General features: G+C 37.3%; 24 protein-coding genes and 3 pseudogenes. 5 read left to right on the top strand and 22 right to left on the bottom strand.

Features of this window, described 5'->3' with window-relative positions:
- Positions 1-95: 95 nt before the first annotated feature.
- From BQ9893_RS01185 to BQ9893_RS21870, 3 genes are all read right to left on the bottom strand, one after another.
- A complete protein-coding gene (locus BQ9893_RS01185; RefSeq protein WP_139322550.1) occupies positions 96-302 on the bottom strand; it encodes a hypothetical protein in 207 nt (68 codons plus the stop codon).
- 91 nt (positions 303-393) lie between these two features.
- Positions 394-1,698, bottom strand: coding sequence for a 6-bladed beta-propeller (locus BQ9893_RS01180; RefSeq protein ID WP_075964360.1), 1,305 nt, complete (start codon positions 1,696-1,698; stop codon positions 394-396).
- Between the two features lie 360 nt (positions 1,699-2,058).
- Positions 2,059-2,604, bottom strand: coding sequence for a hypothetical protein (locus BQ9893_RS21870; protein ID WP_208610790.1), 546 nt, complete (start codon positions 2,602-2,604; stop codon positions 2,059-2,061).
- A 137-nt stretch (positions 2,605-2,741) separates the two neighbouring features.
- Here BQ9893_RS21870 and tnpB point away from each other — a divergent pair, with 137 nt between their 5' ends.
- Both tnpB and BQ9893_RS21955 read left to right on the top strand, forming a co-directional pair.
- Positions 2,742-3,017, top strand: a complete 276-nt coding sequence (tnpB, locus tag BQ9893_RS21960) for an IS66 family insertion sequence element accessory protein TnpB (RefSeq protein ID WP_075964358.1) — start codon at positions 2,742-2,744, stop codon at positions 3,015-3,017.
- A gap of 266 nt (positions 3,018-3,283) precedes the next feature.
- A pseudogene (locus BQ9893_RS21955) lies at positions 3,284-3,637 on the top strand (IS66 family transposase); the annotation flags it as partial.
- Positions 3,638-3,690: 53 nt separating this feature from the next.
- Here the strand turns inward: BQ9893_RS21955 and BQ9893_RS01150 are convergent.
- Positions 3,691-4,836, bottom strand: coding sequence for a Fic family protein (locus BQ9893_RS01150; RefSeq protein ID WP_075964356.1), 1,146 nt, complete (start codon positions 4,834-4,836; stop codon positions 3,691-3,693).
- A 110-nt stretch (positions 4,837-4,946) separates the two neighbouring features.
- On the bottom strand, positions 4,947-5,204 hold the full coding sequence (locus BQ9893_RS01145) for a hypothetical protein (RefSeq protein WP_208610789.1): 258 nt from the start codon (positions 5,202-5,204) through the stop codon (positions 4,947-4,949).
- A gap of 523 nt (positions 5,205-5,727) precedes the next feature.
- On the opposite strand from BQ9893_RS01145, the gene BQ9893_RS01140 reads away from it, so the two are divergent.
- The gene (locus BQ9893_RS01140) at positions 5,728-7,113 is read left to right on the top strand and encodes an IS110 family RNA-guided transposase (RefSeq protein WP_075964355.1); all 1,386 of its coding nucleotides are present in this window, start codon (positions 5,728-5,730) and stop codon (positions 7,111-7,113) included.
- Between the two features lie 143 nt (positions 7,114-7,256).
- Here the strand turns inward: BQ9893_RS01140 and BQ9893_RS21045 are convergent, their stop codons facing one another.
- The 17 genes and pseudogenes from BQ9893_RS21045 to BQ9893_RS01065 form a co-directional block, all read right to left on the bottom strand.
- On the bottom strand, positions 7,257-7,736 hold the full coding sequence (locus BQ9893_RS21045) for a hypothetical protein (RefSeq protein WP_081415340.1): 480 nt from the start codon (positions 7,734-7,736) through the stop codon (positions 7,257-7,259).
- Entirely contained in the window at positions 7,736-8,452 is a 717-nt protein-coding gene (locus BQ9893_RS21040; RefSeq protein ID WP_167369821.1) for a 6-bladed beta-propeller, read from the bottom strand. The genes BQ9893_RS21045 and BQ9893_RS21040 overlap by 1 nt, the downstream gene beginning before the upstream one ends.
- Positions 8,453-8,471: 19 nt before the next feature.
- Positions 8,472-8,612: pseudogene (locus BQ9893_RS22595) on the bottom strand (TIGR04150 pseudo-rSAM protein); the annotation flags it as partial.
- Between the two features lie 503 nt (positions 8,613-9,115).
- Entirely contained in the window at positions 9,116-10,429 is a 1,314-nt protein-coding gene (locus BQ9893_RS01130; RefSeq protein WP_075964354.1) for a glycosyltransferase family 2 protein, read from the bottom strand.
- Positions 10,416-11,672: a glycosyltransferase family 2 protein gene (locus BQ9893_RS01125; RefSeq protein ID WP_075964353.1), complete on the bottom strand. Its 1,257-nt coding sequence runs from the start codon at positions 11,670-11,672 to the stop codon at positions 10,416-10,418. Before BQ9893_RS01125 ends, BQ9893_RS01130 begins: the two co-directional genes overlap by 14 nt.
- A 7-nt stretch (positions 11,673-11,679) precedes the next feature.
- The gene (locus tag BQ9893_RS01120) at positions 11,680-12,906 is read right to left on the bottom strand and encodes a TIGR04157 family glycosyltransferase (protein ID WP_075964352.1); all 1,227 of its coding nucleotides are present in this window, start codon (positions 12,904-12,906) and stop codon (positions 11,680-11,682) included.
- 16 nt (positions 12,907-12,922) lie between these two features.
- A complete protein-coding gene (locus BQ9893_RS01115) occupies positions 12,923-13,780 on the bottom strand; it encodes a glycoside hydrolase family protein (protein WP_075964351.1) in 858 nt (285 codons plus the stop codon).
- Positions 13,781-14,962 carry a 6-bladed beta-propeller gene (locus tag BQ9893_RS01110; protein ID WP_081415338.1) on the bottom strand — a complete coding sequence of 394 codons (1,182 nt, stop codon included), beginning with the start codon at positions 14,960-14,962 and terminating at the stop codon, positions 13,781-13,783.
- A gap of 7 nt (positions 14,963-14,969) precedes the next feature.
- On the bottom strand, positions 14,970-16,112 hold the full coding sequence (locus BQ9893_RS01105) for a TIGR04150 pseudo-rSAM protein (protein WP_075964349.1): 1,143 nt from the start codon (positions 16,110-16,112) through the stop codon (positions 14,970-14,972).
- An 11-nt stretch (positions 16,113-16,123) separates the two neighbouring features.
- Positions 16,124-17,563: a radical SAM peptide maturase gene (locus BQ9893_RS01100; protein ID WP_075964348.1), complete on the bottom strand. Its 1,440-nt coding sequence runs from the start codon at positions 17,561-17,563 to the stop codon at positions 16,124-16,126.
- Positions 17,564-17,639: 76 nt separating this feature from the next.
- Positions 17,640-17,804, bottom strand: coding sequence for a TIGR04149 family rSAM-modified RiPP (locus BQ9893_RS01095; protein ID WP_081415337.1), 165 nt, complete (start codon positions 17,802-17,804; stop codon positions 17,640-17,642).
- Positions 17,805-17,870: 66 nt separating this feature from the next.
- Positions 17,871-18,572, bottom strand: coding sequence for a helix-turn-helix transcriptional regulator (locus tag BQ9893_RS01090; protein WP_075964347.1), 702 nt, complete (start codon positions 18,570-18,572; stop codon positions 17,871-17,873).
- A gap of 2 nt (positions 18,573-18,574) precedes the next feature.
- Positions 18,575-19,810 carry a TIGR04157 family glycosyltransferase gene (locus BQ9893_RS01085; protein ID WP_075964346.1) on the bottom strand — a complete coding sequence of 412 codons (1,236 nt, stop codon included), beginning with the start codon at positions 19,808-19,810 and terminating at the stop codon, positions 18,575-18,577.
- A complete protein-coding gene (locus BQ9893_RS01080; protein ID WP_075964345.1) occupies positions 19,807-20,424 on the bottom strand; it encodes a lanthionine synthetase LanC family protein in 618 nt (205 codons plus the stop codon). The genes BQ9893_RS01085 and BQ9893_RS01080 overlap by 4 nt, the downstream gene beginning before the upstream one ends.
- 196 nt (positions 20,425-20,620) lie before the next feature.
- Positions 20,621-20,764: a hypothetical protein gene (locus tag BQ9893_RS21550; RefSeq protein ID WP_167369820.1), complete on the bottom strand. Its 144-nt coding sequence runs from the start codon at positions 20,762-20,764 to the stop codon at positions 20,621-20,623.
- A 187-nt stretch (positions 20,765-20,951) separates the two neighbouring features.
- The gene (locus BQ9893_RS01070) at positions 20,952-21,887 is read right to left on the bottom strand and encodes a hypothetical protein (RefSeq protein WP_139322549.1); all 936 of its coding nucleotides are present in this window, start codon (positions 21,885-21,887) and stop codon (positions 20,952-20,954) included.
- Between the two features lie 210 nt (positions 21,888-22,097).
- Positions 22,098-23,096 (bottom strand): annotated as a pseudogene (locus BQ9893_RS01065) (ATP-binding protein); the annotation flags it as partial.
- A 675-nt stretch (positions 23,097-23,771) separates the two neighbouring features.
- Here BQ9893_RS01065 and BQ9893_RS01060 point away from each other — a divergent pair.
- Positions 23,772-25,577, top strand: coding sequence for a PBP1 and LysM peptidoglycan-binding domain-containing protein (locus tag BQ9893_RS01060; protein ID WP_075964341.1), 1,806 nt, complete (start codon positions 23,772-23,774; stop codon positions 25,575-25,577).
- Positions 25,574-26,236, top strand: coding sequence for a porin family protein (locus tag BQ9893_RS01055; RefSeq protein WP_075964340.1), 663 nt, complete (start codon positions 25,574-25,576; stop codon positions 26,234-26,236). Before BQ9893_RS01060 ends, BQ9893_RS01055 begins: the two co-directional genes overlap by 4 nt.

The following is a 26,236-nucleotide window of genomic DNA, read 5'->3' as shown; positions in this document are numbered from 1 at the left end:
TTTTATATTGACACGTAACATCAATATTTTCCTTTCCTCTTTCATCAAGAGAGTACAACAATGAGAGCGTTGCCATTACCAATTCATCCTTAAAACTATCCCAACCTTACATAACTACACTGTTCCGTATAAGAGGACAAAAGCTCTATATCGGCAATCTGGTACCATTTATCCACCTCTTCCGGAGAAAGCGCACCTGTAAAATGAATTTTAGACAATATCGGGTAACAATTTTTTCGGACAAAATCCCAATTACCGGTAGAACCAACCACTGCCAAACGGCACATCGGATAAACTTTCACAATTTCTTTGAAAGCGATTGATTTTATTTTTTATACCGATTGATAAATGCTATTTGAGACTTTAGCTGGATTTCATTCATATAATATAAGACTATTTTAGTTTAACGACCAACAATATTGGATTATCATCCTCTTTCAAAGAAGACAGTATTGATAATAATTTTTCTTTCTTATTTAGCATCAGAACATCTTCTTCTTTTATTTTGTCCATACATTCTAATAATTCCTCTGCTGAATAAACTTTAACCCATTCTTTCTCGGTTTTAAATTCCGGATAAAAAACAGGTCCTCCAGATAAATTATTTATAAATCCGGGGGGATTAACTACTCTAAAATAAGTACCATTGATACCTCCACTTCTAATTTCACCTTCATTTTTAATCGCACATGCCGACTCTTCTTCTTTGTCATATCTTACTAAAAAGCAAGCATTCTCTTTTTCCACCGAAAGAAATATATATTTTGAAGTTTCAAACATATCATCAACTCTCAAATACCGGCATTCTTCAAAAGACTTAACTGCTTTACGCTCTTTTTCTATATCATGAGAGTAATTTGTGTACAGAATATATTCATGATTTAACTTTTGACTTAAAAAATCATACTTGAATATAGTATCATTCCCCTCAAATACGAAATTCATATCATCTTGATAAAAACTATAAACAGGACTTCTCTCCGTCCAAAATTTTAAATTAAAATCATCTTCCCAACCGAAAGTATTCCCGTTAATCAGATTTATATATGCTAAATCCACGCTATTATAGAAAGAGGATAGTACATTTGCCGCCGTATCTTGCATCTGCAACAACCAAATATCTTTACCACCATCCATCAAAGGTAACATCCTCCTAAAAATATGCAACCCTTGTTTATAATCATAAAAATCACTTTCGCTACCAAGCATACTATAACCTTTTTCTGCCACAGTTATACTTCCGAGATAAGCTCCAGAATATGTATAAGATTTTATCTTATTTTCTGAACAGAAACCGGAAGCCACATATACCCGTTTCAATTCAGGATCAAGACTTATTCCAAAACAATGCAAATAATCTTCCGGTCCTACCCCAGAACGTCCGACAGCATTCAGTAACCTGCCATTCCGATTATAACGGAGAATAACAGAAAGATCAGCGGTCAAAAATAAATCATCTCCATCAATGCAAATTTTCCGGATATTGTTAAAGACATATCTTTCATCAAACTCCAACGGAATAATATCTATATCACTTGCCACATCACTAAGTAAAAATGTATCACAACCATCATCAATAGCTTTATCCACATTGATGATATTATTTGAGACAATCACTTTTGACTGTTCACTATTAGATCTACATCCTGCACTAACAATAAACGAAATAAAATATAATATTACATCACATATTTTCATTCATATATTCTTAATAATAAACAATAAAAGGCACGATGAAATCTGATATAAGATAAATCATCGTACCCTTTTTTATTCAATGCATATAATGACAATTTAGAGTATCACCAATTTGCATAAGATTGATATCAATAATATTTAAGATTCACAACTCAAAGATAACAAATGTAATATTTACAAAGTAAACATACCAACCGCAAATATCCCGAACGTAGTCATTTTATATCCCGAACGTATCAGTAAATCTCAAATAACATCATATATAAGTTTTTTGCCTTATCCGGCAAATAGGTAATACTATCGGCAATTTGTTGCAGATCTTTTTCTATTTGAACAAGGTTATTTGCTGACATAATGGTATTATTTTTTGCACTTCATTAGCAAGATGACCGCATTGTCCTCTTCTGTCATTTTAGAGGCAATTTCTTTTAATTCTCCTTGTAAGTACCCTTTCTTGTTGTCTCTGATTAAATCAAAGGCATCAAGTGATTCCACTGAAACGATCTCATCGTTGATGTTCTTTCCCTTTAAGCTTAAATATTTCTGATATTTGTAATCCCTATTATAAAGTGTATAATGGAAAACTGCTTTCTGCTGTTTGTCGTAAACCAAATCTTGTTCTTTTCCATTGTGTGCTTTTTCATACGTCCGCATAAAATCATATTTGTCAGTAATAATTTCAGAATAAAGAAATATTTCAGGGGTCATTGAATGATCACCCCCTAATTGTAATGAACAGATCCGAATTTGAAGAATTAGAATTACAGGTTCAACAAAGCGACCTGCCATTGAAGTTGTACCTGCAACAGATAGGTGTAAGTTATAACCTATCACTACTGGCGTAAAAAATGTGCTGCCGAGAACGACAGTCGCAAACATGAGCTGGCTCCCATCAGCTTCAAGCAACCAACTGCGGAATTGACCTTGGAAGAACAGGTACCGCAGGGTGTATCCTTACTTTTTCCCAACGGACTCCGTGCCCACTTCGGGAGCGGATCCGAGAAATTGTTGATAGAACTGAACCCATAGTCTCGAAGGTGGCCATGTTTAGCTTGAACGATACGATGCGCTACTTTCTGTGTCCCGGCAGAACAGATATGCGCAAGGGTATCAGTTCGCTGTGCGGACTGGTGCATGAGAAGATGAGGAGCGAAGTGAAGAATGGAGACGTGTTCATTTTTGTCGGGTCCAGCCGCAAACTCATAAAACTGCTTCATGCGGAAGACGGTGGCATGGTGATGTACGTCAAACGGCTGGAGGCAGGTCGCTTCAAACTACCGGAATACGATCCTGAATCAAACAGCTATCCCATGGAATGACGTGACCTGGTAATCTTTGCGGATGAATTTGCCGGCCTGCAGCGAAAGGCTGAAGAAAAGCGTGATGAAGCGGTGGAAAAGACAGAAAAGGAATCCGCCGGGGGAAAAAGCCGGAAACGGCAGAACCGAAAAATGATAGAAGACCTACCTATACTTGAAACCGAGGTGATTAAGCCGGATGGCGTGGACCTTTCCCTGTACCGCAGAATAGGCGAAGAGGTAACCCGTGTTGTCAAACACAAACCGGGAATGCTCTATGTCGATGCCTGGAAGACGGACACCTGTTATGGGACAACAACCTGGCGGAAAATGTCATCCGTTCCATCACGCTGGAACGAAAGAATTACCTCTTCTGCGGCAACCACGAGGCGGCCGTCAACATGTCTGTAATCTGTTCCCTGCTGGCTACCTGCAAGGCACATGATGTAAATCCGAGGGATTACCAGAATGACATCATTGCACGAATGCCTTATCATAAGAAGGCTACCAATGAGGAACTACTGAACCTGCTTCCGCACAAATGGAAGTTGCAACATCCGGAAAGCGTGTTAACCAGACAAACTGCAGCAGAATCCGGTAATCGACCCCAATCGCAACATATAGGCTCAACAAAACGATAGCAACTGCAACTATTAGGTTCATAGTGACAGTTGCTATTGTCGCTGAGAAAGGTTCAACACCTGTAGTTCTTCAAATGCTTACACATTTTCTTGATTTCGTTATATAAAGCCAGCCCTTTTGCCGTAAGCAGGTATTTTTGTCTCGGGTGATTGGGCTTGTCTGGATATAGCACCTTGAGAAAACCGGCTTCGGAAGCGGGGCTTATATAATTCTCCAAAAATGTCGGACGATGTTTCAGACCGACTTTCTCCATCAATGCTTTTAACGATAATTGTTCGTTTGACAAAGCTAATAACAAAGCGCGAACTTGTTCGGTTACTTGTACGGTAGGTTGTTCGGTACTTGTACGGTCGATTTGCTGTACTTGTTCTGCCCTCAATTCTTCCGGAGCATTAACCACCATATATCGATTCCGTAATTCATTCTTTTCACCCAACAGAAGATTACGAAAGAACTGCTCCAAATATTCGGAATTACGCATGATGCCTTTTTGCACGTTTTGGTAGTTGGCACGTACCAGCGCATTACGGAAATACCACGAATGATTGGCGAACAGGTCGTTTGTTACGTCAAAGCCCATAGAACGCAGATAGAGAATTGTGAACACGGCAGTCGTTCGGGTATTTCCCTCACCAAACGGATGGATTTGCCACAATCCCGATACGAACTTGGCTATGTGGCTCACTAATCCATTCCTGTCCACTTTTGAATAGTCGAACTGGCGTTCTTGTTCCAAGTCGTATTCGATCGCTTTGCGGAGATCTGGAGCGGAAACATACAGCACCGTATCACCGCACAGTACCCATTCCGTTTTGGTAATGTTGTAATCGCGGATTTGCCCCGCAAATTTGAAAACTCCGTCAAAAATCCGACGATGAATCGATGTCAGTCCGACAAGTGTAAAAGCAAAAGTTTTCTCGGTAAGAAGTCGACGGATGTTGGTCGATGCCATATCCGCTTCGTGGATTTCTGCATCTTCGGGCGTATGTGCTATTTTCGATTGATAATAGCTACGAATAAGCTGTTCGGCTTCGTCAATTGTAATCTCGCCCTCAATATCTTTACGTGCGGTCTCAATCAAGTAGTCGGAAGGCTTCAAGCCATCGACGGCCTGCAACCCTATTGCGGTCTGCCATGCGTAACCCTTCTCCCGCTTCTGCGGCTCACCTTGGCGTATGTATTCGTTGAAGTCCATCATACATGTATATTATTTACTGCTCAGTTGTATCAAACATTTTTGCAAGTGAATGATATTCTGCTTTTTCGAATAAATTTATTTCACCATTCGTTCCCATCCGAATAACATCGTTACATGTTTTTAATCGTGCTAACATTGGCATGATAATTCCTATATTTCGCAGAACCAAACATATCTATCGTAGTAGTATTCTCAGAGAAGAGAGCCACATCATTTCCGATAAAATCAGATATGCCCTCGTCCGCTTCACCGGCCGTTACAAAAGGCAACTCTCCTGGGATTCGGTCTGCACTCTTCAGGCGTTTACCTCCTGCACCTCCATTTTTAGAGAAGTAGTCTTCAAGAGCTTTGTCAATCTCTTCATTCAAAGACTCTTGCTCGAGTTTATAATCCAATTTATAGGATTCGAGCCAGCTATTTGCTAAATCTGTAATATTGGGCTCAACGGATTGTATATTCTTTTTTGTTGCAAATATATAAAATATTATGCAACAAAAAAATGCTAAGGAAATATTTTTAGAGAGGATGATAATAAAATTCTATGCTGCTATTCCATTATGATATCATGAAAGGAAATCGTTTTTTCTTCTTTTCAACAAAAATGCGATTATATATAGCAGCGAAAAGAGTAAAGCCAAGCCTTTGTCTTGATTGAAATCAGAGTGGAACACAGAACGTTTCCGCCGCCTATGGCGGCAGAAACGTTTTTAGTTACCTTTGCTGTAGGCATAAGAAGCAAGCCGTTTTTTTCTTGGGTTTTCAATCCCACAAAAGAGTATGGCTCCTTGTCCTGCGAATCGAAGATTGGTCGTCAGAGGCCGTATAGAAGAATGCTCATCGACAGGACATGGCTTATGCCATTTATCCATCAACAAGAGTAACGATATTACCATGGCAAAGAAAGCAAAAAAAGTCAAGAGCGCCAAAGGTGCGGAACTTCGGATAGTCAATCCCGATGCGGCTGGGATAGACATCGCGGACGGTATCATGCAGGTCTGCATCCCTGCTGACCGCTCCAAGGACAACAACCGTGCGTTCGGAGCATATACATCCGACCTACATGCCATCTCGGCATGGCTTAGGGAATGTGGCATAAAGACAGTCGCAATGGAATCCACCGGGGTGTACTGGATACCGCTGTTCTGTCGTCTTCAGGAGGACGGGCTGGATGTCGTATTGACCAACGCAAGGGATGTGAAGAACATAACGGAGAGGAAAACCGACGAGTCGGATGCCGAATGGCTGATGTTGCTGCACCAGTACGGGTTGCTCAAGGCAAGTTTCCAACCGCACAACGACGCCAAACGGATGAGGACACTTACCCGTCATCGTGACACCCTCTCCCGTGAAGCCTCAAGCATGGTCCTGCGTATGCAGAAAGCCATGCAGCAGATGAATATAAAACTTACGCTTGTCCTGTCTGACATCACGGGAAAATCCGGCATACGTATCATCGAGGCCATTCTTGCAGGTGAACGTGACCCCAAGAAACTTGCGGAATTGGCTGACATCCAGTGCAAAACCCCGAAAGAGGAAATAGCCAAGGCACTTGAGGGCAACTGGGAAGAAGACCTCATGTTTGTCCTCAGACAAAACTATGATACTTTCAAACATTATTGTACCCAACTTGGCGAGTGCGATGCAGAACTGGAGAAACTCATGGAAAACTACCGTGCGGAGGTTGCCAAAGTGGAAGATACTTCATATAGCCCGGCAAAAAAACGCCGCGATTATAAAAAGACCAGGCATACCGTGAGCTTCGACGTGGAAAGGAAAGCATACGAAATGTGGGGAGTAAACGTTTTTGAGATACCGGGCATAAGCCACCTGACCGCACTTGAACTGATGAGTGAACTGGGGCACGACTTTACCCGGAAGTTCCCGTCTTCCAAACAGTTCTGCTGTTGGTGCAACATCTCACCGAACACCAAGATATCAGGAGGAAAAAGAATATCAAGCCACGTGCCACACCGTCGGAACAATGTCGGGTTGATTTTTAGAAGTATCGCTTCTTCGCTCGCCAATGCGAAGAACCAATTGGGGAACTTCTACCGCAGAATACGTTCACGGGCCGGAGGTAAAGCCGCAGTCATTGCCACTGCCCACAAGGTAGCCGAGATATTCTTTGCCATGGTTGCAAACCAAACAACTTATAATCCGGAAAGAGTAGGTATAGACGAGAAAGTATTACTCGAAAAACGGATTACAAGATACAAACGTGAATTAGAACGAATTACAGGCACACATATAGAAATTGGCAATGCATGTGTTCCATAGAAGAAAATATGCAGTAACGTTGTCTTCTCTTTTGGCTGCAATAATTCATCAATATGCCCCTAAACAATATATTTTCAGTGCGGAATCAATAGTTGGGAAAAATGGCTTGAGAAACACTATTACATTGATATGCAAATGATATCTTATTGTTGAATGTTGCATCTATTCCTTCTTTTATGCTTATAAAACATCAATACAGGATTAGACTCATCGTCCAATGTTGCGGAGATTTCTTTCAGTCGTCCTTCTTTCAGCCACCCCTTTTGATAGGCGACAACCAATTCATGAGCCGGAATGATATGACAAGAAGCAATATCTTGATTCAACGGGATATAATTCATCTGTACATCTTCCTTTATAGTATAATCCCCGTTATATACAATGCTACGATGTGTTTCATTCACTTGTCTATCATAGACTAAATTAATACGAGGAAAACCTTCTTTTGTTCCAAAATTATATGTTTTTGTCACAATCTCCATAAAATAATACCGATCTGTTACAATGCTTAAAAACAAAAATTTCTCTGGGTCCATAGTCTGAATAGAAGGATTCCTTATAATAAGGGGCTTTTTCTGAAGTTCTTTTGATAAAACATACAGAGTGTCACATGAAGGTTCCATTAATATCCATTGTTTCTGATAAGGAACAAATGGATAATCTGTTTGAGCCCATGCGCCATATACCATCCCATTTTTATCACGCGGAGTAAGCACTGTTGTAACTCTTTTTTTTCAAATGGCATTTTTATTTCTTGATATTGTCCATCTTGCTTGGAAACAAGAAGCATTGCTTGCTTTGGCTCTGTTTCTACATCAGGAATCAAGTCATCGTAACAAATCAAGTAATCTTCATTAAAATTCCTCATCATACGATATTTGGCATTCTCTTTCGCTTTAAAACTCCGTTTATAATTTCCATCTAAATCATAAACTACAATTTTACGTCCCCAATCATTCACAAACAATTCACTACGCTTTTCATCCAAAACAACTTCAAGCAAAAGAACATATTCTTCACCGCCTTGTCCTCTTCGGTTAAATTTCTTAACAGCTCTGCCCTGCCGGTCAAATATAAAAATATCACCTGTATGCTTAAAGTTTCTTACAATGATATATTTCTTTCCTACATCTTGGACAAACCCCTCACACAAAAAATCAGCATTCGTTTCTAATAGAATATATTCCACATCCATAAAATTCTGTAGAATCAATTCTTTAAACGAATAATTTTTATCCACATTAATCAATGCGAACTCACTAGAAGATTGTATTTTTTCTTCACAACTTATACACAAAAAAAACAGAGTAATAGAAATGAGAATTAATATTTTTTTCATTATGTATAAATTTGCTTGATTATTTAACATGACAAAGATTTAAACGCCCGATTTTCAATTCATAATCAGACGGAGGGGGACAAAGCCATTGATAAAGACAATTCCGACAAGGTTCAGCATTACGAATACGAAACCACGACAATCCCTCATCTAACTCCTTTTGTACAATTTCATAATGCCCCTATATAAATATGCTTCATGGTTTCACTGTTTTTTTATAAGCAAAAGTATACGAAACTTATTACAGAGAAATGGACATTTTCCAAAAGTTACATATCGTTTCTCAAACCGTTTTATTAAGCATAACTCAATAATTATAAACATCTTAGGAACATCCTACTAGTGTCTTACAAAAAAAATCTGCTTTAAACAGAAGGACACTATCTGTTAAAATTCTTCTATATACGCATTAAAACCTCCCTTATCCCATTTTTCTTTACCAAATTTAATACTAAGCCGACGCTTTCGCTTGGCCAAAGCTCATTACTTGCCACCAGCAAGACACAGGAGATCAATTCTTAGGAATAGCTGAAGATATCATTGCCAAACTCCCGTACTACTTTGGAAAAAGGTCCGGCAAAAACCTTCGCGATCATGCGAAGACACGAAGAAGTGCAGTCAGCGGATTCGAGTTGGAGGTAGGAGGAGATAGTTTTATCATACTTATAAATTAACTTTTATAGGCTGTTCCGTTTTACTTACAAACACATTCTCAAAAAGTACGATAGAACCCACTTGTAATAAACGATAAAGCAAATCATTCTCTGCTAAATTTCCAATAGATTCATCATAATATTTTACTCGATGTAAAACATCCCGTCTGACAATGACAGTTGGCAAAAACAAATTTTCACCATCCAAAGTCGCCCCTACAGCAACAACCTCTTGTTCCTCTTCCATAAATTCATATTGCGATTGCAATCGATCCGGAAAAGAAACATATCCCGACTCCATCATACAAATATATTTCCCTTTGGCCACGCCACAGCCGATATTCAGCAAAACATATTTCGAAAGTTCTTCCTTTGTCTCAACCCAACGAATTCTTTTATCTTCCCCATTTAAAGATATGCCCCTCTTATCCGTACAAACAAGAATCAATTCAAAATCTACCCAAGTTTGTTGCAATATACTTTGTATGGCCATACCTGCATCTTTTTCTATCACAGCCATAACTACCGAAATTGCACATGAACGGTCCTCCCATTGTTCTACGCCTTTCTTCTCTAATCGCAAATGCCATCCAATATTTCTGAATCGTTCGACAACATCAATCCTTTCTTTGTTAAACAATGGTTTCAAATGCAAAGCATGTTCATCCGCCGAATAATATCGTTTCACATTTCCGGATTCAACAGGCACAATTTGCCGAGGAACATAAGTCGGGATATTGCCCAATAGTTTACACATAGCAGAAAAATGAATGTCCTCACCGTTGTTCCGATACAACGGAGTTTTCGATAGAAAGTAAGAAATCCATTCTTTCTTAAAAAACCAAGCATTATTCCCAAAATCGACTTCTGTATCTTCCAAACAAAAACTATGTTGAAATTGATATCCGTCTCCAACAAATATTTTCGTTTGACACGCATCCGACGACAATAATCTACCATGAGGACTAATAATCGCATTTAAACGTTTACAGGTACTTAACGCATTCTCTATAAACATTTCTCCCGGTATCATATCATCATCTATAATAAAGATATAAGGAGTTTCCACTTGAATAACAGATTCAAAACGCCCAAATACGCCAGGATTATTTTCCCAACAAGAGTAACAAACCCTATCCTTGTATTTATCTACAATCACACTAACATCAACATGATGCTGGCTCTGCTGGATCCATATATGTGAAGGGACAACCGTTTGTCCCAATAAAGCCTGCAATTGTTCTTCCAGATGGTTACGTTTCCAAACGGTAAGAATCGCAGTAATGACATCCAATGTATACTCTTCTACTCTATTCTTTTCCATTTGCAGCTAATATATAAGCAGTTTTTTCTTTGCATGTATTTGACTGATGAAACTGTTCTATTTCAAAAAGGACTTCTCTATCCAGTGCCTGTCCCTTTTCTATTTTACTAATCAGACAATCCAGTAAGAAATCCAGATTTTTGCAGAAAATACCCTTTTGTGCTTCTTGCCTCAACAGGCATCTACGGGATATACGAAGTCGCAAATAATATAACCATCCATACCAGTCAAAATCTTCCCTATCCACTAAAAAACAAAGTTCACCAAATAATAGACCATCTATCTCTTCAAAAATCACATCTTCATTGCCTTTTATAAAACTATTCTGCAACAGATAGATCAAACCACAAGTAATCCCCAACAAACCACAATCCAATCGAGCCGGAATTACAGCTGACAAAACAGAAAAAACCTGATCCAGCAACTCATCTGCCTTTTGTTCATACCGTACATCACCAGAATATAAAGCATACGTATAATAAGCAATCGCTTGTCCAATGGAAGGAACTGCCACTTCCGCCCTTCCCACTAAAGACTGATTCACTCTTTTATAACGATTAATAAAATCCATTTGATACTTCTGGCGTATTTCATCCGCAAAAAACTGTTGCTTCTCTTTGTGCAAAACTGATATTTGAAAAGGATGATAACGATATCCGACTAAAGGGTCTGCTAAACATTCAACCTTCCCTGCCGCAACCAATCGACAAACCAAATCATAATCAGCCGAATAATAATATCGTTCGTTATAACCATTTAAATTCAACAAAATTTCTCTTCGGATCATCAAAGAAGAGTGTACAAAACAATTATTATTCAATAAAGCTAACTGAATTTCCTGATAAGAAGACACCCCATTCCTCAAAACTCCCCCAGGCAACGATATACATCCCGATCCCACCGCCAAAACACCCGAATGTTCTTCCAAATAAGCCACCTGCTTTTCCAACCGATCCGGCATGGCAATATCATCGGCGTCCATAACAGCTATATATTTTCCTTGTGCCAGTTGCATTCCTCTGTTTCGGGAAACATAATTACCTACGTTGCAGCTATTACGTTCAAATATAATCTGCCGATCCTTATAACTCTGAACTACCGCATCTGTTCCATCTTCCGATGCATCATCAATAACAATCAATTCAAAATCAGAAAAGGATTGCTGGAATATACTATTGATTGCCGATTCAATAAATTTTGCCATATTATAAACAGGCATAATAACAGAAACCAATACAGCCATAGTTTAATTACAATGATTGATAAAATTGAATCATCTTTTGACCAAATATTTCCGAAGTATACATCTGCTCATATCTTTTACGGCCATTCTCTCCTAATTTACGTGCTTCTTTTGGATGGGATAATATATACAAAATCTTCTCAGCTAACAACTTTGTATCAATTTCAACCCTGTCAGAATACCTTATAAGTGGAATTTTCAAAGCACAATTTTCATCCACGACCTCATTTAAACCGGATGTCGCAGTAGCAACAATAGGTAACTTATGCATCATCATTTCAACCGGTACATATCCAAAAGGTTCGAATAAAGAAGGCACCACACCTACGTCAGCAATTCGATACAATTCATATAACTCCTTCTTATCCAACAAACCGGTGAATGTTATTTTCGTACAAATATCCTGAATTTCTTGGAAAAACAAATCATAATTACCACTACCAGCTATAATTAAACGGCAATCTAATTCTATTTTCAAGACTTCACGAAAAGCTCTGATCAAATAACTTACCCCCTTAATTTCATCAACACGCCCGGCAAAAAGGACTATTTTTTCATTACTCCTCAAATTCCATTTCTTTCGTAAAAACAGATCACTTACTGCAATATTGGAAGCTTCAGCCAAGCCATTCGATATCATAGATATTCTTGTTGTATCAAGATCATAATCCCGACTTAGAACATCCTGCATATACTCTGATAAGCAAATTATATGATCAACTTTCGAATAATATAATTTTTCTTCTTCAAAAGATCTTTTCAGTTTTTCCTCAAAACTGTCCGATAATTTTTCTGCCAAAATATCTCGTAAACGCTGCAAGTTATCAAAAACAACAACCCCCCAATCAGAAAAATGTACAACTGAAATAACTTTACAATTATCAAATACTTTCTTTAACTCCTCAACAAGACATATATTTTGATGATAATTCAAATGGAATATCATTTTTTTTCTATCTTGTATGTGCAATTGAAGCAAATATACAACATTGCGAAAATATAAAGCCCGTTGTTTTTCTATATCAAAAGTTCGTTGTTCTTGTATCGGTGAAGGGAAATGCCAATAATCGATACCATTCATTTCTTCTCTATAAACCTGAAGAACTTCAGAGAACAAATTTATCACACAAATTTTTATGCCTTTTGTTTGCAATGCTCCAGTCAATTCACTTATATAGGTTCCAACACCATATACAGCACCTCGTCGAGTTTCATTAAAAATATAGAGATTCATCTTTGAACAATTTTCTTTATAAGAGTTGCATCCATACAACATTAGTCAAATCAAGTACCGTCAATCGCAACAAACCTTCGCCAGCCAAACCATTAAGCAATCCCATGTTGATCGATTTTCCTACATCCAAATCCTGAATTTGTTTAAATGTTAATTCTAATTTACCCGATGTGATGACATTACTATAACGATTATATTGCCATACATGTGCAACATCTCCTACCACAGAATGACTCAAACGTAGAAAACGTTTTTCAATATCGACAAATGAAGCAGACCATTTTTTATACATCCACGAAAGCTTTAAACTATAAGTAAAACCAAATATTTTTTGCAAATCGTACAAAAAACAATATACATCCCAAATGTTTTCTTCAGGAATATCCATACATGAATCTTCTATTTGCATAATTATACTGTGCAAACTTTCTCGAGATCTTTTTGAAGCATCTTGATAACACAACCTTGCCATCCAATATCGTCCATATCCTGTCAATCCGTCATACATACTGAAATCAAAACAAGGATCATACATCACTGCACGATACATTCTTTCATCAAAATCTTCACAAACATCCTCTTTCGTTAACAAAAATTTGTTACGAATCAAATAATCGAAACCAACGCCAATACCCGCTATCCCACTTTCATAATCAGCCGGACTATTTATGTGTATTTGCTCTTGTATTGCGCCAAGTATATCCATCGCATAATCGGCAAATAACATATTATTGGTAAACCTCGCATAGTGAAAAAAGAAAATCGCAATTCCCATTTTACCATGTACCAAGCCAGGACACTCTGTTAATGTTCCATTCAAAACAAGCATGTCTGATATCTGTTGCAAATGATATCTTATTGTTGAATGTTGCATCTATTCCTTCTTTTTATGCTTATAAAACATCAATACAGGATTAGACTCATCGTCCAATGTTGCGGAGATTTCTTTCAGTCGTCCTTCTTTCAGCCACCCCTTTTGATAGGCGACAACCAATTCATGAGCCGGAATGATATGACAAGAAGCAATATCTTGATTCAACGGGATATAATTCATCTGTACATCTTCCTTTATAGTATAATCCCCGTTATATACAATGCTGCGATAGATTTTATTCTCCTCCTTATCGTAAACTAAATTAGTGGATGGATAGCCCTTTTTATCGGCAAAATCATATTCTCTTTTGACCGTTTCCATAAAATAGTAACGGTCTGTAATGATACTCAAGAATAAGAAAACTTCAGGGGTCATGTTTTGAATTGAAGGCTCTCGTACAATAAACGGTTTTTTAACAAGGTCAGGAGAAAGCGTATATAATGTATCGCAAGAGGGTTCCATCAATATCCATTTTCCTTTATATGGAACTAAAGGAAAATCCGTTTGAGGTGTTATTCCCCAAGTGACCCCTGGTTGGAAAGTTTTGGATATGACGGCTGTTATAATCGGCTTTTCAAATGGAATATGGATTGTTTTTTGACTACCGTCTTGTTTGGAGACAAGCAGGAAGTTTTGTCCGTTTGTTTCGCCGTCGTTGCTGACATTTCCATCATAACAAATCAGATAATTCTGATCGAAATTTCTAATCGATTTGTATTTGCCGTTTTCCCGTACCTTGAAATAACGCTTATAGTTACCTTCCTTGTCGTATATCATTATTTTTCTTCCCAAATCGCTGACAAACAAATCATCGGTTTCTTCATCATAGAGAGCTTCTAAAAGCAAAACATATTCTTCTCCCCCTTGCCCGACCCGGTTGATTTTTTTTACAGCTCTCCCTTGCCGGTCAAAAATGAAAATATCACCGGTCCGCGAAAAATTCCGAACAATGATACAATTTTCAGTAACATCTTGTACAAAACCTTGGCAGAGGAACTCGTCTGTCGTCTCCAACGGCACATATTCCACATCCATAAAATCCTGCAAAACTAACTCTTTTAAGGGATAATTTTTGGTAACATCAACCAAAAGAAAGCTACTATCAAATTGTGGATTGTCACTACAACTCACAAAAAATAGAACAAATAAAATCACATATTTCATTTTAACACTCATAGTCATATTCACATTATTTAATAAAACAAAGATTTGAACGTCCTATTTGTATTTCACAATCAGAAGGAGATGGACACAGCCATTGATAAAGACAATTATGACAAGGGGCTTCATTTCTAATACGAAACCAAGATTTTCCTTCATCCAATTCTTTTTGTACTATCTCATAAATACTATCTCTATATATATTTCCCAATATAGGATGATTTACATTAGCATAAGCATCACCATTGGGCATAATATGTATTTTACCGAAATCGTATACATTAATCGATTGATTCGAAAAAATGTCTTTCACAGAAATCTTCGTTGATAGAATATCTTCTTTGCTTAGATAAACATACTTTTCAAAAAATAGTATGTTTTCACCTGTATAAATTGGATTGATACAACAATTTTGTATTCCGTATTGAGAAATAATTTCCTCTGCCTTATTGCATTCTTCTATTGATGTAACATTAAAAATATATTCAAATGATAATAACTGTTGAGACAGGTATAAAACAGATGTATTAAACAACTTAACATCAACAAAATTATCAACTAATATTCTATAATAGAAATTTCTTTTATATACAGGATTTAGCAATACAAATTCCTCCAATGAACAAATAATATTTTTTGGAGCAGAAGAAGCATTTAAAAAGTCCCACAAAAAATCCAATTTTGGAACAGAATCAAAATTGCCAATAATATTAATTATTAAATTTTCAGGCAAAGATTGTAAAAACAAAACTAAATATTCAATATCTACATTCTTATTCAAATGGATATAAATATCAGTAAGATTGTTTAAAATATTTTTATACGGAGTTATACTATGTTTCTTATAAAGTTCAACTGTATTATTGCTTATATAATTAAATATAGGCATAACTTGAACAGGCTTCCATTTTGATAAATTTACAGCTATAAGATCACCCATATATTTTTTACGCACCTCTGAAATAAATTCCTTTAGATCACCCTTTTGAGAACACTCATTCGATAATTTAACGACACCACAATTTTCTTTGATTCGTATCTTTTGTAACAATAATGCTACTTCTATACTATCCGACTCTATAACTGCGCCATCCAATGTGTTATACAACAGCGATTTGCCATTAACAACATTAAAATACACATACGGTTCAATTGTAAACCAATAATCCATATATTTTCTATTTATAATATTACGTGATTTTCAACTATCTTAAAAAAATCCAATGGATACTTTTCAAGAAAAGAAAGAACACGATACAATTTATACATTAACCCCTTATCATTACAAAAGTGCTCACATACAAAATCTTTTTTATCTACTTGATCCAACATTTTTAGTTGTAACATACAATTATTGCAAAACCTATTTAAAAAACAATGCTGACATATTTTTTGAACATGATGGTAATAATGTTTATATCGAACTGTTATTTCTGGAATATTCAAAACAACATCTTCTCTAATCTCCCCTATAGTATATTTATAATTAACTCGTTCACAGGGTAACAATTTACCATGAGTAGTCAATAATATTTTCTTTTGCCCTGGTAAACAGGTTGATGTTGGCAAAATTTTTTCAGTTTCATAAAGCAAAGATGTTATATTTGAAACATAATAATTCAAAGAATAATATTTTAAAAAATCTATCAATTCCTTAAATACCGAAAATTCCTCATGCACAGTTGGAAGCAATTCTGATTCTTCTTTTTGAAAATCTATTTCACTTTCCAACTTATTACGATACATTTTTTGAGCAACAACTTCATTTTTTTTATTCAAATCAACCATAACTAAAGGTGCTATTCTAGATACTTTATGATATCTTTCGTAAACAAACTCCTGTATTTCTTTAACAGAATTACGATCATGTAAAACAGCATTAAATCGAACATACTTTTCAAAATAAACAGGATATAAGTATTGCATTCTATCAACATTTTCAATCACTCTATCAAATGAATTATTTCCATCTTTTCGAACGGACCGATAACTATGATTCTTTCTATTTCCATCTAAACTAATCAGTATTCTAAATCTATTTTTCACAAAAAAATCCATATACTTATGGAGAAGCAATGCATTTGTTGTTATATTATACTCAACTTCAATATATTTTTCTTTTTTTAACTGATCAACAAAATCTACTATTTGCAGAATAAACTTCCCATTAAACAATGGTTCTCCCCCATAAAACCCAATAAGCAATTTCTGTTTTTTACTTTCAGGTCTATTATTAAAAACAAACCTCAATAGTTTCTTTGCAAAATCAATATCAATATTTTTATGATTTCTTTCATCAAACCCTTCATATAATTCACCAAAAGAACAATAAGTACAATTCAAATTACAAAAATCTGTTGTTTCGAAAGTAATTTGCGGGGTGTGGATTAAACTATCTCTTATCATTGATTCTGTAATTTCTCCAAACTTCACAGATTCCCCTTCTTTAAAGAAACCACAATTTTTTAAATAGCCATATTTACCTCTATAATATGAATCCACTTCTCCCGTCTCCTCAGCAGCTATTTTCAAATCAGGATGAACCAGCATTGATAAGCGAGACCGAATATCATAAAGATATGTATTTTGATTCTCAGATGTGTGGAAAATTGATTTTGCCATAAATACAATAATTTTAAATTGGATTAAATTGAAATCGGCAATTGCAAGAATAATCTTTCAATTGCCGATTTTAAGATTAATAGCCATAATTATTTTGATAGTTCTGACCATCAGAAAAACCATCAAAGCCACATCCACATCCGCCACTACAAGAGCAGCCGCCCTTAACAGCATTCATTTCACGGCGTTTTAGCTCATTCTTTTTCAGCTGCTTCAATTTTAATTTACCTACTTCTTTCATATCTCTAACGATTTGTTGATTACAAAAGTCGAACTATTTTTCTACCTGCACAATAGCCTACTTGGACTAATCTTCATTCTTACCACTATATCTTTGAGAAAAATCCAGATTACATGCATATTCAATAGCTGCTTGCATAGAATGCACATTCAACTTTAAGAACAATGATTTTATCTGATTGCGTATAGTATTCTCACTTCTACATAAATCATTCGCTATTCCTTTTGAACTTTTACCTTGTTTAGAAAGCATAAGTATGATTATTTCACGTTCAGTAAGTGGTTCCATAACCTTTGATACCCAACGATTTGTTTTAAAATCATATTCACTAAAATATTTGCAATCTTTATTCTGTACCCGTAAATTACCTGTATCTTTAATTGTCGTATGTTTGATGAAACATATCAGATAACGCAAGACATCATTTTCATACATATACTTTATTCTCTGATATACCATTTGAACCAATGGACGCGAAACAAAAGAACACTTGCATTGCATGCGAAAGGTACAAGAAAAATAGTTTATTTCATTTCTCTCATCCCCAACCATCTCAAGATACTGTAAGATGATCCTAAACATTGCCTTCCATAAAGATAAATCATTCACATAAATAGACTTAGAAAGAAAATCCCTTTCTAACCCTGACAATAAAAAACCATTAGTATTGGTATAACAAATTTTCTTTTGTAACAAGTCTACTACATAAAAATTTTCTGTAATTACAGATGATAGCCAATCTAAATATTGAACAGATTCTTGTTTCATAATCAATCGGAAAGTATTAGATTTATATATTTTTTTTGCATATCATGTACTGAATAGTTTTCTTCATAAGAAAGACGCGAAGATTTTCTCATTTTCTTTCGTTTCCATGAAGGACTTTCCAGTACTTTTTCAATAAGCAAAGCTAACTTCCTTCTTGTTTCATCACTATTGCTTTCCATATTAAAGGTATAACCAAAGTTTTCATTCGGCATCATCTCCTTTAATCCTGTTGTTGTTGAGATAATCATAGGTAACCCAAACATCATCATCTCAATCGCGACATAACTACATTGTTCGTGCATAGAAGGCATAACACCAATGTCTGCTATCTGATAAAAATCATATACTTGTTCTTTGTTTAAACGTCCGGTAAAAGTAATTTTACTCCAAACGGTTCCACATTTATCCAAACAAGATGAAAAATCACCATCTCCTATTATCACCAATCGATAATTTTCATGCTCTTGTAACAAATCATGAAACGCCTGTACCAACATATCTGCTCCTTTAATCGCATCCAAACGTCCTACAAACAAAATAATCTTTTCTTTAAAGGAAAAATGCAGACGTTTTTTAAGTTCGCTTCGTATTTGATTAGCTAACACCTGCTTTTCATCTTTCAATCCATTATATATCAACATTAGTTTATCCGGAGACAAACCATACTCTTCTTTTAATAATGTATAGGTAAATTTAGAAAGACAAATTACTTTATTGACCATCTGATAATATTTTTTTTCCCTTACATACGAATCATATATTCCATGCTCTACAAGTGATAGTTTTTTAACTTCAGCATGAATAATTCGCTTAAAACAAGGGAGATTTCCGTTTAAACTATAACACCAACGTTGAAAATGTACAGTAAAATAAAAGCGACTATTAGGCAACCATTGTTTTATATAGGGTATCAAATCAAGATGTGTCATATGGCTAAATAAAAAAATATATTTATCATCTTTTGCACAATTGCAATTCAAGCGCATAAGATAACAAATATTCCGTTTATGAATATGAGACTTATCTTCAGTTGAAAAGTATGGTTCAGGGATATAATATTCAATATATCCCTGGATTTCCCTTATTTCAAAATACTCGACATCTGCACTCACACGAACTACTGACAATAATAGTTCAGAGACTTTTGACAGGCAAACTATCATTTGTTGGACATAAGTACCTATTCCATATGTAGAAGCCCTACTGCTTTCATCAAAAAGATACACATGCTTTTTCATTTCGCCATTAATTTAAATCCATACCCCGCATATCCTTCATACAAACCAAACGATTTTCTTGTTATTCTCTTAATAGAAGAATAAGTGTATAAACTCACAATAGAACACAGATCAAATCCTATATTTAATCTTTCATCAGCAACCAACTTTTGTAAATCCGATATAAAATCAGTATAAAAACATGATTTTTCATATTGAACTGATAATCGATTTGTAAGATAAGTAACAATTCCAGCCAGACCCCGCTCTAAGGATAAATCTATAATTTTCAATAAATTAACCTCCAATATCTTCTTATCAATATCTTCCAATATATCATCTGGACTTCCAACTATAAAGTTATTTTTTAGCAGATATAGTATTCCCCATCCAATACCAGACAACCCATTTTCAAAATCTATCCCGATATTATCATGGACCTCTTCAAATATTTCATCCAACAACTCTCCAGCAAACTCTTCATAAACAGGATTCCCTGTGTATTGGGCATAGTTGTAGAAAAACAGTACAATCCCCATTTTTCCGTGATACAGACTCAAATCCATCAAAAAACTTGAATTAATTATCAAATGATTAGCTATTTGGTGTAATACTATGTTTTTATTTTTATCCATTCCCCTAATTATTTTCTATTAAAACTTTACCATACATTAAAAAGCACTTATTAGCTGTTCTTCCATATCTATCGGTGTTGGATTCCAATCCATTCGCCCCACATCCTGTAATGTATGGATTTTCACACTAACTTTATCGCTTCCTCGTTTTTTATTAAGCATAGCATATATATCATAAACAGTCTGTGATTTCAATTCAGTCGGAAGAGTGAAGCCGGCAAAATGTCGTTCTCCCATCCGGATCAGTCGATCGTTCTTCCAATCGATCTCCAAACTGGCTGGTCAAAACCAACCGGCATGTATCTCCCGGATCCAATGCCCCTATATAAATAAGCTTCATGGTTTCACTGTTTTTTTATAAGCAAAAGTATACGAAACTTATTACTGAGAAATGGACATTTTCCAAAAGTTACATATCGTTTCTCAAACCGTTTTATTAAGCATAACTCAATAACTATAAACATTTTAGACACATCCGGCTTAGCATCTTATAAAAAAATCTGATTTAAACAGAAGGACACCATCTGTTAAAATTCTTCTATATACGCATTAAAACCTCCCTTATCCCATTTTTCTTTACCAAATTTAATGCTAAGCCGACGCTTTCGCTTGGCCAAAGCATCGACTTGTATATCAAAAATGGAAGAAATTTCTTCATTCGTAAACATCAGCTTGGTCAAACAACATAGTTTCAAATCTTCAGGTTTCAATTGAGGGAAAGAGGCTGACAGCCGATCCATAATTTTTTTGTGCTGCAAGTTGGCTATCAGGAAAAGTTCAGCCCACTCATCATCTTGAAGAGGGGACAGCTCTTTCTTTATTTTGGTCAGCAAAGCAAATGAAACCTCCTGAGGTAAATCAGGAATTTTATCCATGTTCAATTTTACAATATTTTCTCGTAACAAATGAATCGTTTGTTCAAAATCCAGACTTTTCTTTTCTAATCTTTTATTTTCATGAATCAACTGGAAACGAATCTCTTCCATCTGGCGGATACAAGCAGAATTTTCTACTAATTGACCAGACAGAAAAGCAATTTCAGACAGATTTTCAGTCTGTTTGTCTGAATTTATCTTCAACTTTTGTTGTAAATCCTCGACCTGTGCATTCAACTTTGATATAAGTTGTATCTTATTTTTTACTTGTAGATTGAATCTTTTTATTATCACTAAAACAACAAGACTGAAAACAGCAACCAATCCGATTATACAGCTACCACCCCAATAACATTTTTTTAATTTCAACTGCAAATTTTCTTTTTGCAATTTCTCATGAGCATACTTGGTTTCTACCAAGAGTTTTTCCGGAAAGCGGACGGATTCCAACAAGATCAACGAACTGTCCGGATGATCCGACATAAGCGCTTCCGCCTCCTGCAAAAGAGGGCGAACATGAGAATGATGCCGGCAAGCGATCTGGCCTAAAATCAATAATAGAAAGATTGAGGATATGAGTTTTTTCATCGTATTGCATTTATCAAATTACAAATGCAATATTACCAATATACTTTGATATTCACTAATTATTCACCCAGTATTTTCAACAATCACACATTCCGCTTGTTCACCCCTCCTTTATATAGAATCAACACGATCCTGAAGTTCATACAAAAGATAAAAATAGCAGGGGCTTATTGCTCATAAAAACAGATTTTGAAGAGTTCACACCGATTATAATAATCCGGCTATTCCCTTTTCAATCTCTAAATTAGGAAACCCTAATTGGCTAATCCGAAAACAAGGATCATATCCCTTGATTGTCAGATAGCCGTTCTGATAAAAAGCAGAAAACAAATCGGAATCAAACGATTCCACACCACCAAACATTTCAACATCAAATTCTTCATGCGCCAAACGGTCAAGATCGTAATGGTTGCGTTTAAGAAGTTCTACTAAATAGGAGGGCGTACCCGTCGCAAACCAATAACTGCCAAATTCCCGATTCTTAAAGGTATGAAGCAGACTGAACGGATTATAGATCCCCGCCGTATCAGGTGCAAAATGATAACCATCATAATACCGGCGGAGTTTGTCACATAATTCCGGTTCTGTTAGACCCAATGATCGTGAAAACTCCGGCAACTCATCTCCTAAATTGTCTTGCAGTTCCTGTTCACTGATTCCACATAGTTCGTTATAGTTCCGGCGGAATGATATATCTTCCAGATTATTCAGGTCACTGAACACACTCACTTTGCTGAACTTGGTCACACCCGTCAGCATCGCAAAACGGATATAACCGTCAGCGCTTTTCAACGCCCCATAAAAAGATTTCAGTAAACTGCGATAGGCTTCCTGCAATTCCGGCCTTCCGATCGCCTGTAACATTGGCTTATCATATTCATCGATCAAGATGACAACGCGCTGCCCCATCTTCCGGCTTGTGCGTTTTATGATTCCTTCAAAGCGGGTCGCCAAAGATTTTTCAGCAGGTTCCACACCACAATCCTTCTCCCATTCGGTCAACGCAATATTCAATTTTTCCTTCAAACTGTCTACCGAATTATACTCTTGAGTGTTCAAATCAAGATGCAGAACCGGATATTGTTTCCAATCTTTCTCCAGCTGCTCGATAGCCAATCCGGCAAAGAGTTCTTTCTTTCCCTCGAAATAGGCTTCCAATGTAGATAGCAACAAGCTCTTTCCGAAACGACGCGGACGACTGAGGAAAAACACTTATGAAACAAAGATACGTTTTTTTATGGATATCAGAAATGTTTGGGTGGGGATTATATCATTTTTTACAATAACTATCTTTGGGGGATTTTCAAGAGAAAATAATTGTAGATCCAATCTGTCTTTTATCTATCTATATGGCCTTTTTTCTGACACCACGGACCAATCTTCCGCCTGGTTCGTCTAATTTGTGTTGCATCTGTCAATCGAATCCTCCAGATTCCTTGCATTCCGGAAAAGCTAAACTCCCGGAGAATCGAATATTTGAGAAAACAAGACGGGGATACGGGAATATGGCAAAGTGAACAAGGCTCTTTTCCGGAATTCCGGCAGCAGATTCCTATGACGACCGTCTTCATCGCCCTGACGACCGTCTTCGTTACCGTGAGCTGCCGAGTTCACTCTGTATAAACATTGACTTCACGGCGACGAAGACGGTCGTCGCGGGAATTTGCTGCGCAACTCACGGCAAGAGGTTCCCAAAACTACTTTTTTCGTCACTGCAACAATTGTCCGGAAGACACCTAACAAAGGGATCTATGGCCGTTTTAAAGCCGTTTTTTACAATAAGCCCACCAGCGGGGATGCCTGATAAAGCACTTTAGAGACTTATCTATTATTACTCTCGTTTTTTGTTCGTATCTTTGCCAGTAAAATAATCCAAATCTGCAAATGAATAAGATTAACATATTCGTACTGACGTTCTTTCTGAGTCTGGCCGGTGTATCTGCCTATGCACAAAACAACCGATCACAAGTGGTTATTACAAGCGGACAAGACAATAATGTGTTTTTTCATACGATAGAGAGAGGACAAACCGTTTACGCAATCGCTACCATGTATGGGGTTACGCCCGATGATATTTACCGGCTGAATCCGGAGAGCAAAGAGGGAATCAAAGCAGGCGCCACCCTCAAAATTCCGCAGCGCGACATGGTTGGAAGTACAATGAAGAAACAGGATGAAAATTATATATTCCATACCATACAGCCCAAAGAGACACTGTATTCTTTATCCGTCCGGTATACAGTTCCCGCTACCGCCATCGTAAAAGCGAACCCCGGATTGTCGACTTCCACCTTTACAATCGGCAGGACAATCCGTATTCCGGCGACGCAAGTGGAAGATTTGCCGGTTACGGAGGTCAAGACTGTTACCAAAGAAATTGAATATACTATCCAGAAAAAAGAGACCATGTATCGTATATGCCGGAAATTCAACATTTCCAGCTATGAACTGATCAAGCTGAACCCGAAACTGAAAGAAGGGGTAAAGGCCGGTATGGTTATTAAAATACCTGTGCAAACCGAAGAGAATATGACGACCGGACCGGCAACTGCCACGCTTTCGGAAAGGGATGCAAACGCGTTATTATCGAGACCGAAGAACATCGAGCGCGTCAACAGTGTCAAAGTGACCCTTCTATTGCCGTTCATGACGAACGAAGCTGTTCCCTCTGCTGAAACACAGCGTTTCATCGAATATTACGAAGGCTTGTTGCTGGCAGTGGACAGTCTTAAAAACACTGGTTGCTCTGTCGATCTGTCGGTTTATGACACGGGAAACGGGACGAAGAAGCTGAAGGAGATTCTGAAAGAGGACGCGTTGAAAGAAGCCAACCTCATTATCGGAGCCGTACAGAATGACCAGATCGGCCCGGTTGCGGAATTTGCACAGAAGAATAACATCAAATATGTGATTCCTTTTACCTCGAAAAACGATGATGTGCTGTCGAACGCCTACGTTTACCAGGTAAATACGCCTCACTCCTACCTGTATGCCAAGGCGGCTCAAGGCGGATGCGACCTGTTTGCGGAAGACAACATAATCCTGCTGAATATCAGGGATGGCAAGGATAAAACCGAATTTATCAAAACATTCAAAGCCGAGATGAAACAGCGGAATATGCCGTTCAGCGAAATCAACTACAACGGCGAGACCCTGACAACCGATATCGAAGCGCTTCTCAAAACCGACAAACGGAATGTCATCGTGCCGACATCGGGTACGCTGGATGCCTTGAACAAGATCAAATCTCCGTTGCGCATGCTGGCGGAAACAAAGCCCGAATGCGGACTGACTTTGTTCGGCTATCCCGAATGGCAGACGTACACGCGTGAATGCCTGGAAGATTTCCATGCACTGAACACGTATATATACAGCAACTTCTACGCAGACAACCTTTCGAAAGAGGTGGCAGACTTCTATACCAAATATAAAAACTGGTACAGCAAGAACTTGATCAACATATTCCCCAAATATGGTATTTTAGGATTCGACACCGGCATGTTCTTTATCGGAGCAATCAACAAATACGGTTCCAACTTCGAAAATAATCTGGATAAGATTCATTACCGGGGCGTACAGACCGGATTCGATTTCCATCGCGTAAACAATTGGGGAGGCTTCATCAACACGAACATCTTTATTGTTCATTACCAGAGTGATTTCAATGTAACACGAAATGAAGTAAGATGATCAGGAAAGTTATTGCAACAGCTATTATAGGCCTTGTCGCCCTGAACGGCCTCCAGGCGCAGGATAAGTTCAAACGGGAATTGTCTTTGGGAGCTTCCTTCGGTACGACTTTTTCCCAAGTCAGCTTTGCCCAGACGAAAGTGCAGCAGAAAATGAAAATGGGCTACACGGGCGGACTTACGCTCCGGTGGATCACGGAAAAGAATCTCGGATTGCAGGCCGAACTGAATTTCATCCAACATGGATGGGATGAAAAGTTTGAGGATCAGCCACAGTATAAATACAGCCGGACGATCAACTATTTCGAACTTCCGATCTTGACACATATCTATTTCGGCAGTAAGCGTTTCAGGGCGTTTGTCAATTTGGGGCCTAAAATAGGCTATGCTTTCGGCGAAAAGACTGACGAGAATCTGAACGGGGCCAAGCCGAACACCGAAAACGAACAGCACGATATGCCCGTCGAAAAGAAATTCGACTGGGGACTATGTGGCGGCCCGGGTATCGAACTCCGTACGGGAATCGGCTCTTTCCTGCTGGAAGGCCGTTACTACTATGCCCTTGGCGACATCTTCAACAGCCGTAAAGAAGACTACTTTTCCAAATCGTCTTCACAGGTGATCTCGGCCAAGCTCACGTACATGATTCCGGCGTTTTAA

The sequence above is a fragment of the Parabacteroides massiliensis genome (assembly GCF_900155425.1).
Classification (GTDB): Bacteria; Bacteroidota; Bacteroidia; order Bacteroidales; family Tannerellaceae; genus Parabacteroides; species Parabacteroides massiliensis.
Note: the sequence above shows the minus strand (reverse complement) of the source record. Positions and strands in the feature narration are given on the sequence as shown.

Bases quoted from the DNA above. Each gene is read 5' to 3' on its own strand.
- BQ9893_RS01130 (WP_075964354.1), bottom strand. From the start codon at position 10,429: ATGGAAAAGAATAGAGTAGAAGAGTATACATTGGATGTCATTACTGCG.
- BQ9893_RS01120 (WP_075964352.1), bottom strand. From the start codon at position 12,906: ATGAATCTCTATATTTTTAATGAAACTCGACGAGGTGCTGTATATGGT.
- BQ9893_RS01140 (WP_075964355.1), top strand. From the start codon at position 5,728: ATGGCAAAGAAAGCAAAAAAAGTCAAGAGCGCCAAAGGTGCGGAACTT.
- BQ9893_RS01110 (WP_081415338.1), bottom strand. From the start codon at position 14,962: ATGACTATGAGTGTTAAAATGAAATATGTGATTTTATTTGTTCTATTT.
- BQ9893_RS21550 (WP_167369820.1), bottom strand. From the start codon at position 20,764: ATGAAGCTTATTTATATAGGGGCATTGGATCCGGGAGATACATGCCGG.
- BQ9893_RS21040 (WP_167369821.1), bottom strand. From the start codon at position 8,452: ATGAAAAAAATATTAATTCTCATTTCTATTACTCTGTTTTTTTTGTGT.
- BQ9893_RS01080 (WP_075964345.1), bottom strand. From the start codon at position 20,424: ATGGATAAAAATAAAAACATAGTATTACACCAAATAGCTAATCATTTG.
- BQ9893_RS01115 (WP_075964351.1), bottom strand. From the start codon at position 13,780: ATGCAACATTCAACAATAAGATATCATTTGCAACAGATATCAGACATG.
- BQ9893_RS01060 (WP_075964341.1), top strand. From the start codon at position 23,772: ATGAATAAGATTAACATATTCGTACTGACGTTCTTTCTGAGTCTGGCC.
- BQ9893_RS01180 (WP_075964360.1), bottom strand. From the start codon at position 1,698: ATGAAAATATGTGATGTAATATTATATTTTATTTCGTTTATTGTTAGT.
- BQ9893_RS01125 (WP_075964353.1), bottom strand. From the start codon at position 11,672: ATGGCTGTATTGGTTTCTGTTATTATGCCTGTTTATAATATGGCAAAA.
- tnpB (WP_075964358.1), top strand. From the start codon at position 2,742: ATGTTTAGCTTGAACGATACGATGCGCTACTTTCTGTGTCCCGGCAGA.
- BQ9893_RS01055 (WP_075964340.1), top strand. From the start codon at position 25,574: ATGATCAGGAAAGTTATTGCAACAGCTATTATAGGCCTTGTCGCCCTG.
- BQ9893_RS01105 (WP_075964349.1), bottom strand. From the start codon at position 16,112: ATGGATTATTGGTTTACAATTGAACCGTATGTGTATTTTAATGTTGTT.
- BQ9893_RS01085 (WP_075964346.1), bottom strand. From the start codon at position 19,810: ATGAAAAAGCATGTGTATCTTTTTGATGAAAGCAGTAGGGCTTCTACA.
- BQ9893_RS01150 (WP_075964356.1), bottom strand. From the start codon at position 4,836: ATGATGGACTTCAACGAATACATACGCCAAGGTGAGCCGCAGAAGCGG.
- BQ9893_RS01100 (WP_075964348.1), bottom strand. From the start codon at position 17,563: ATGGCAAAATCAATTTTCCACACATCTGAGAATCAAAATACATATCTT.
- BQ9893_RS21045 (WP_081415340.1), bottom strand. From the start codon at position 7,736: ATGGAACCTTCATGTGACACTCTGTATGTTTTATCAAAAGAACTTCAG.
- BQ9893_RS01095 (WP_081415337.1), bottom strand. From the start codon at position 17,804: ATGAAAGAAGTAGGTAAATTAAAATTGAAGCAGCTGAAAAAGAATGAG.
- BQ9893_RS01070 (WP_139322549.1), bottom strand. From the start codon at position 21,887: ATGAAAAAACTCATATCCTCAATCTTTCTATTATTGATTTTAGGCCAG.
- BQ9893_RS01090 (WP_075964347.1), bottom strand. From the start codon at position 18,572: ATGAAACAAGAATCTGTTCAATATTTAGATTGGCTATCATCTGTAATT.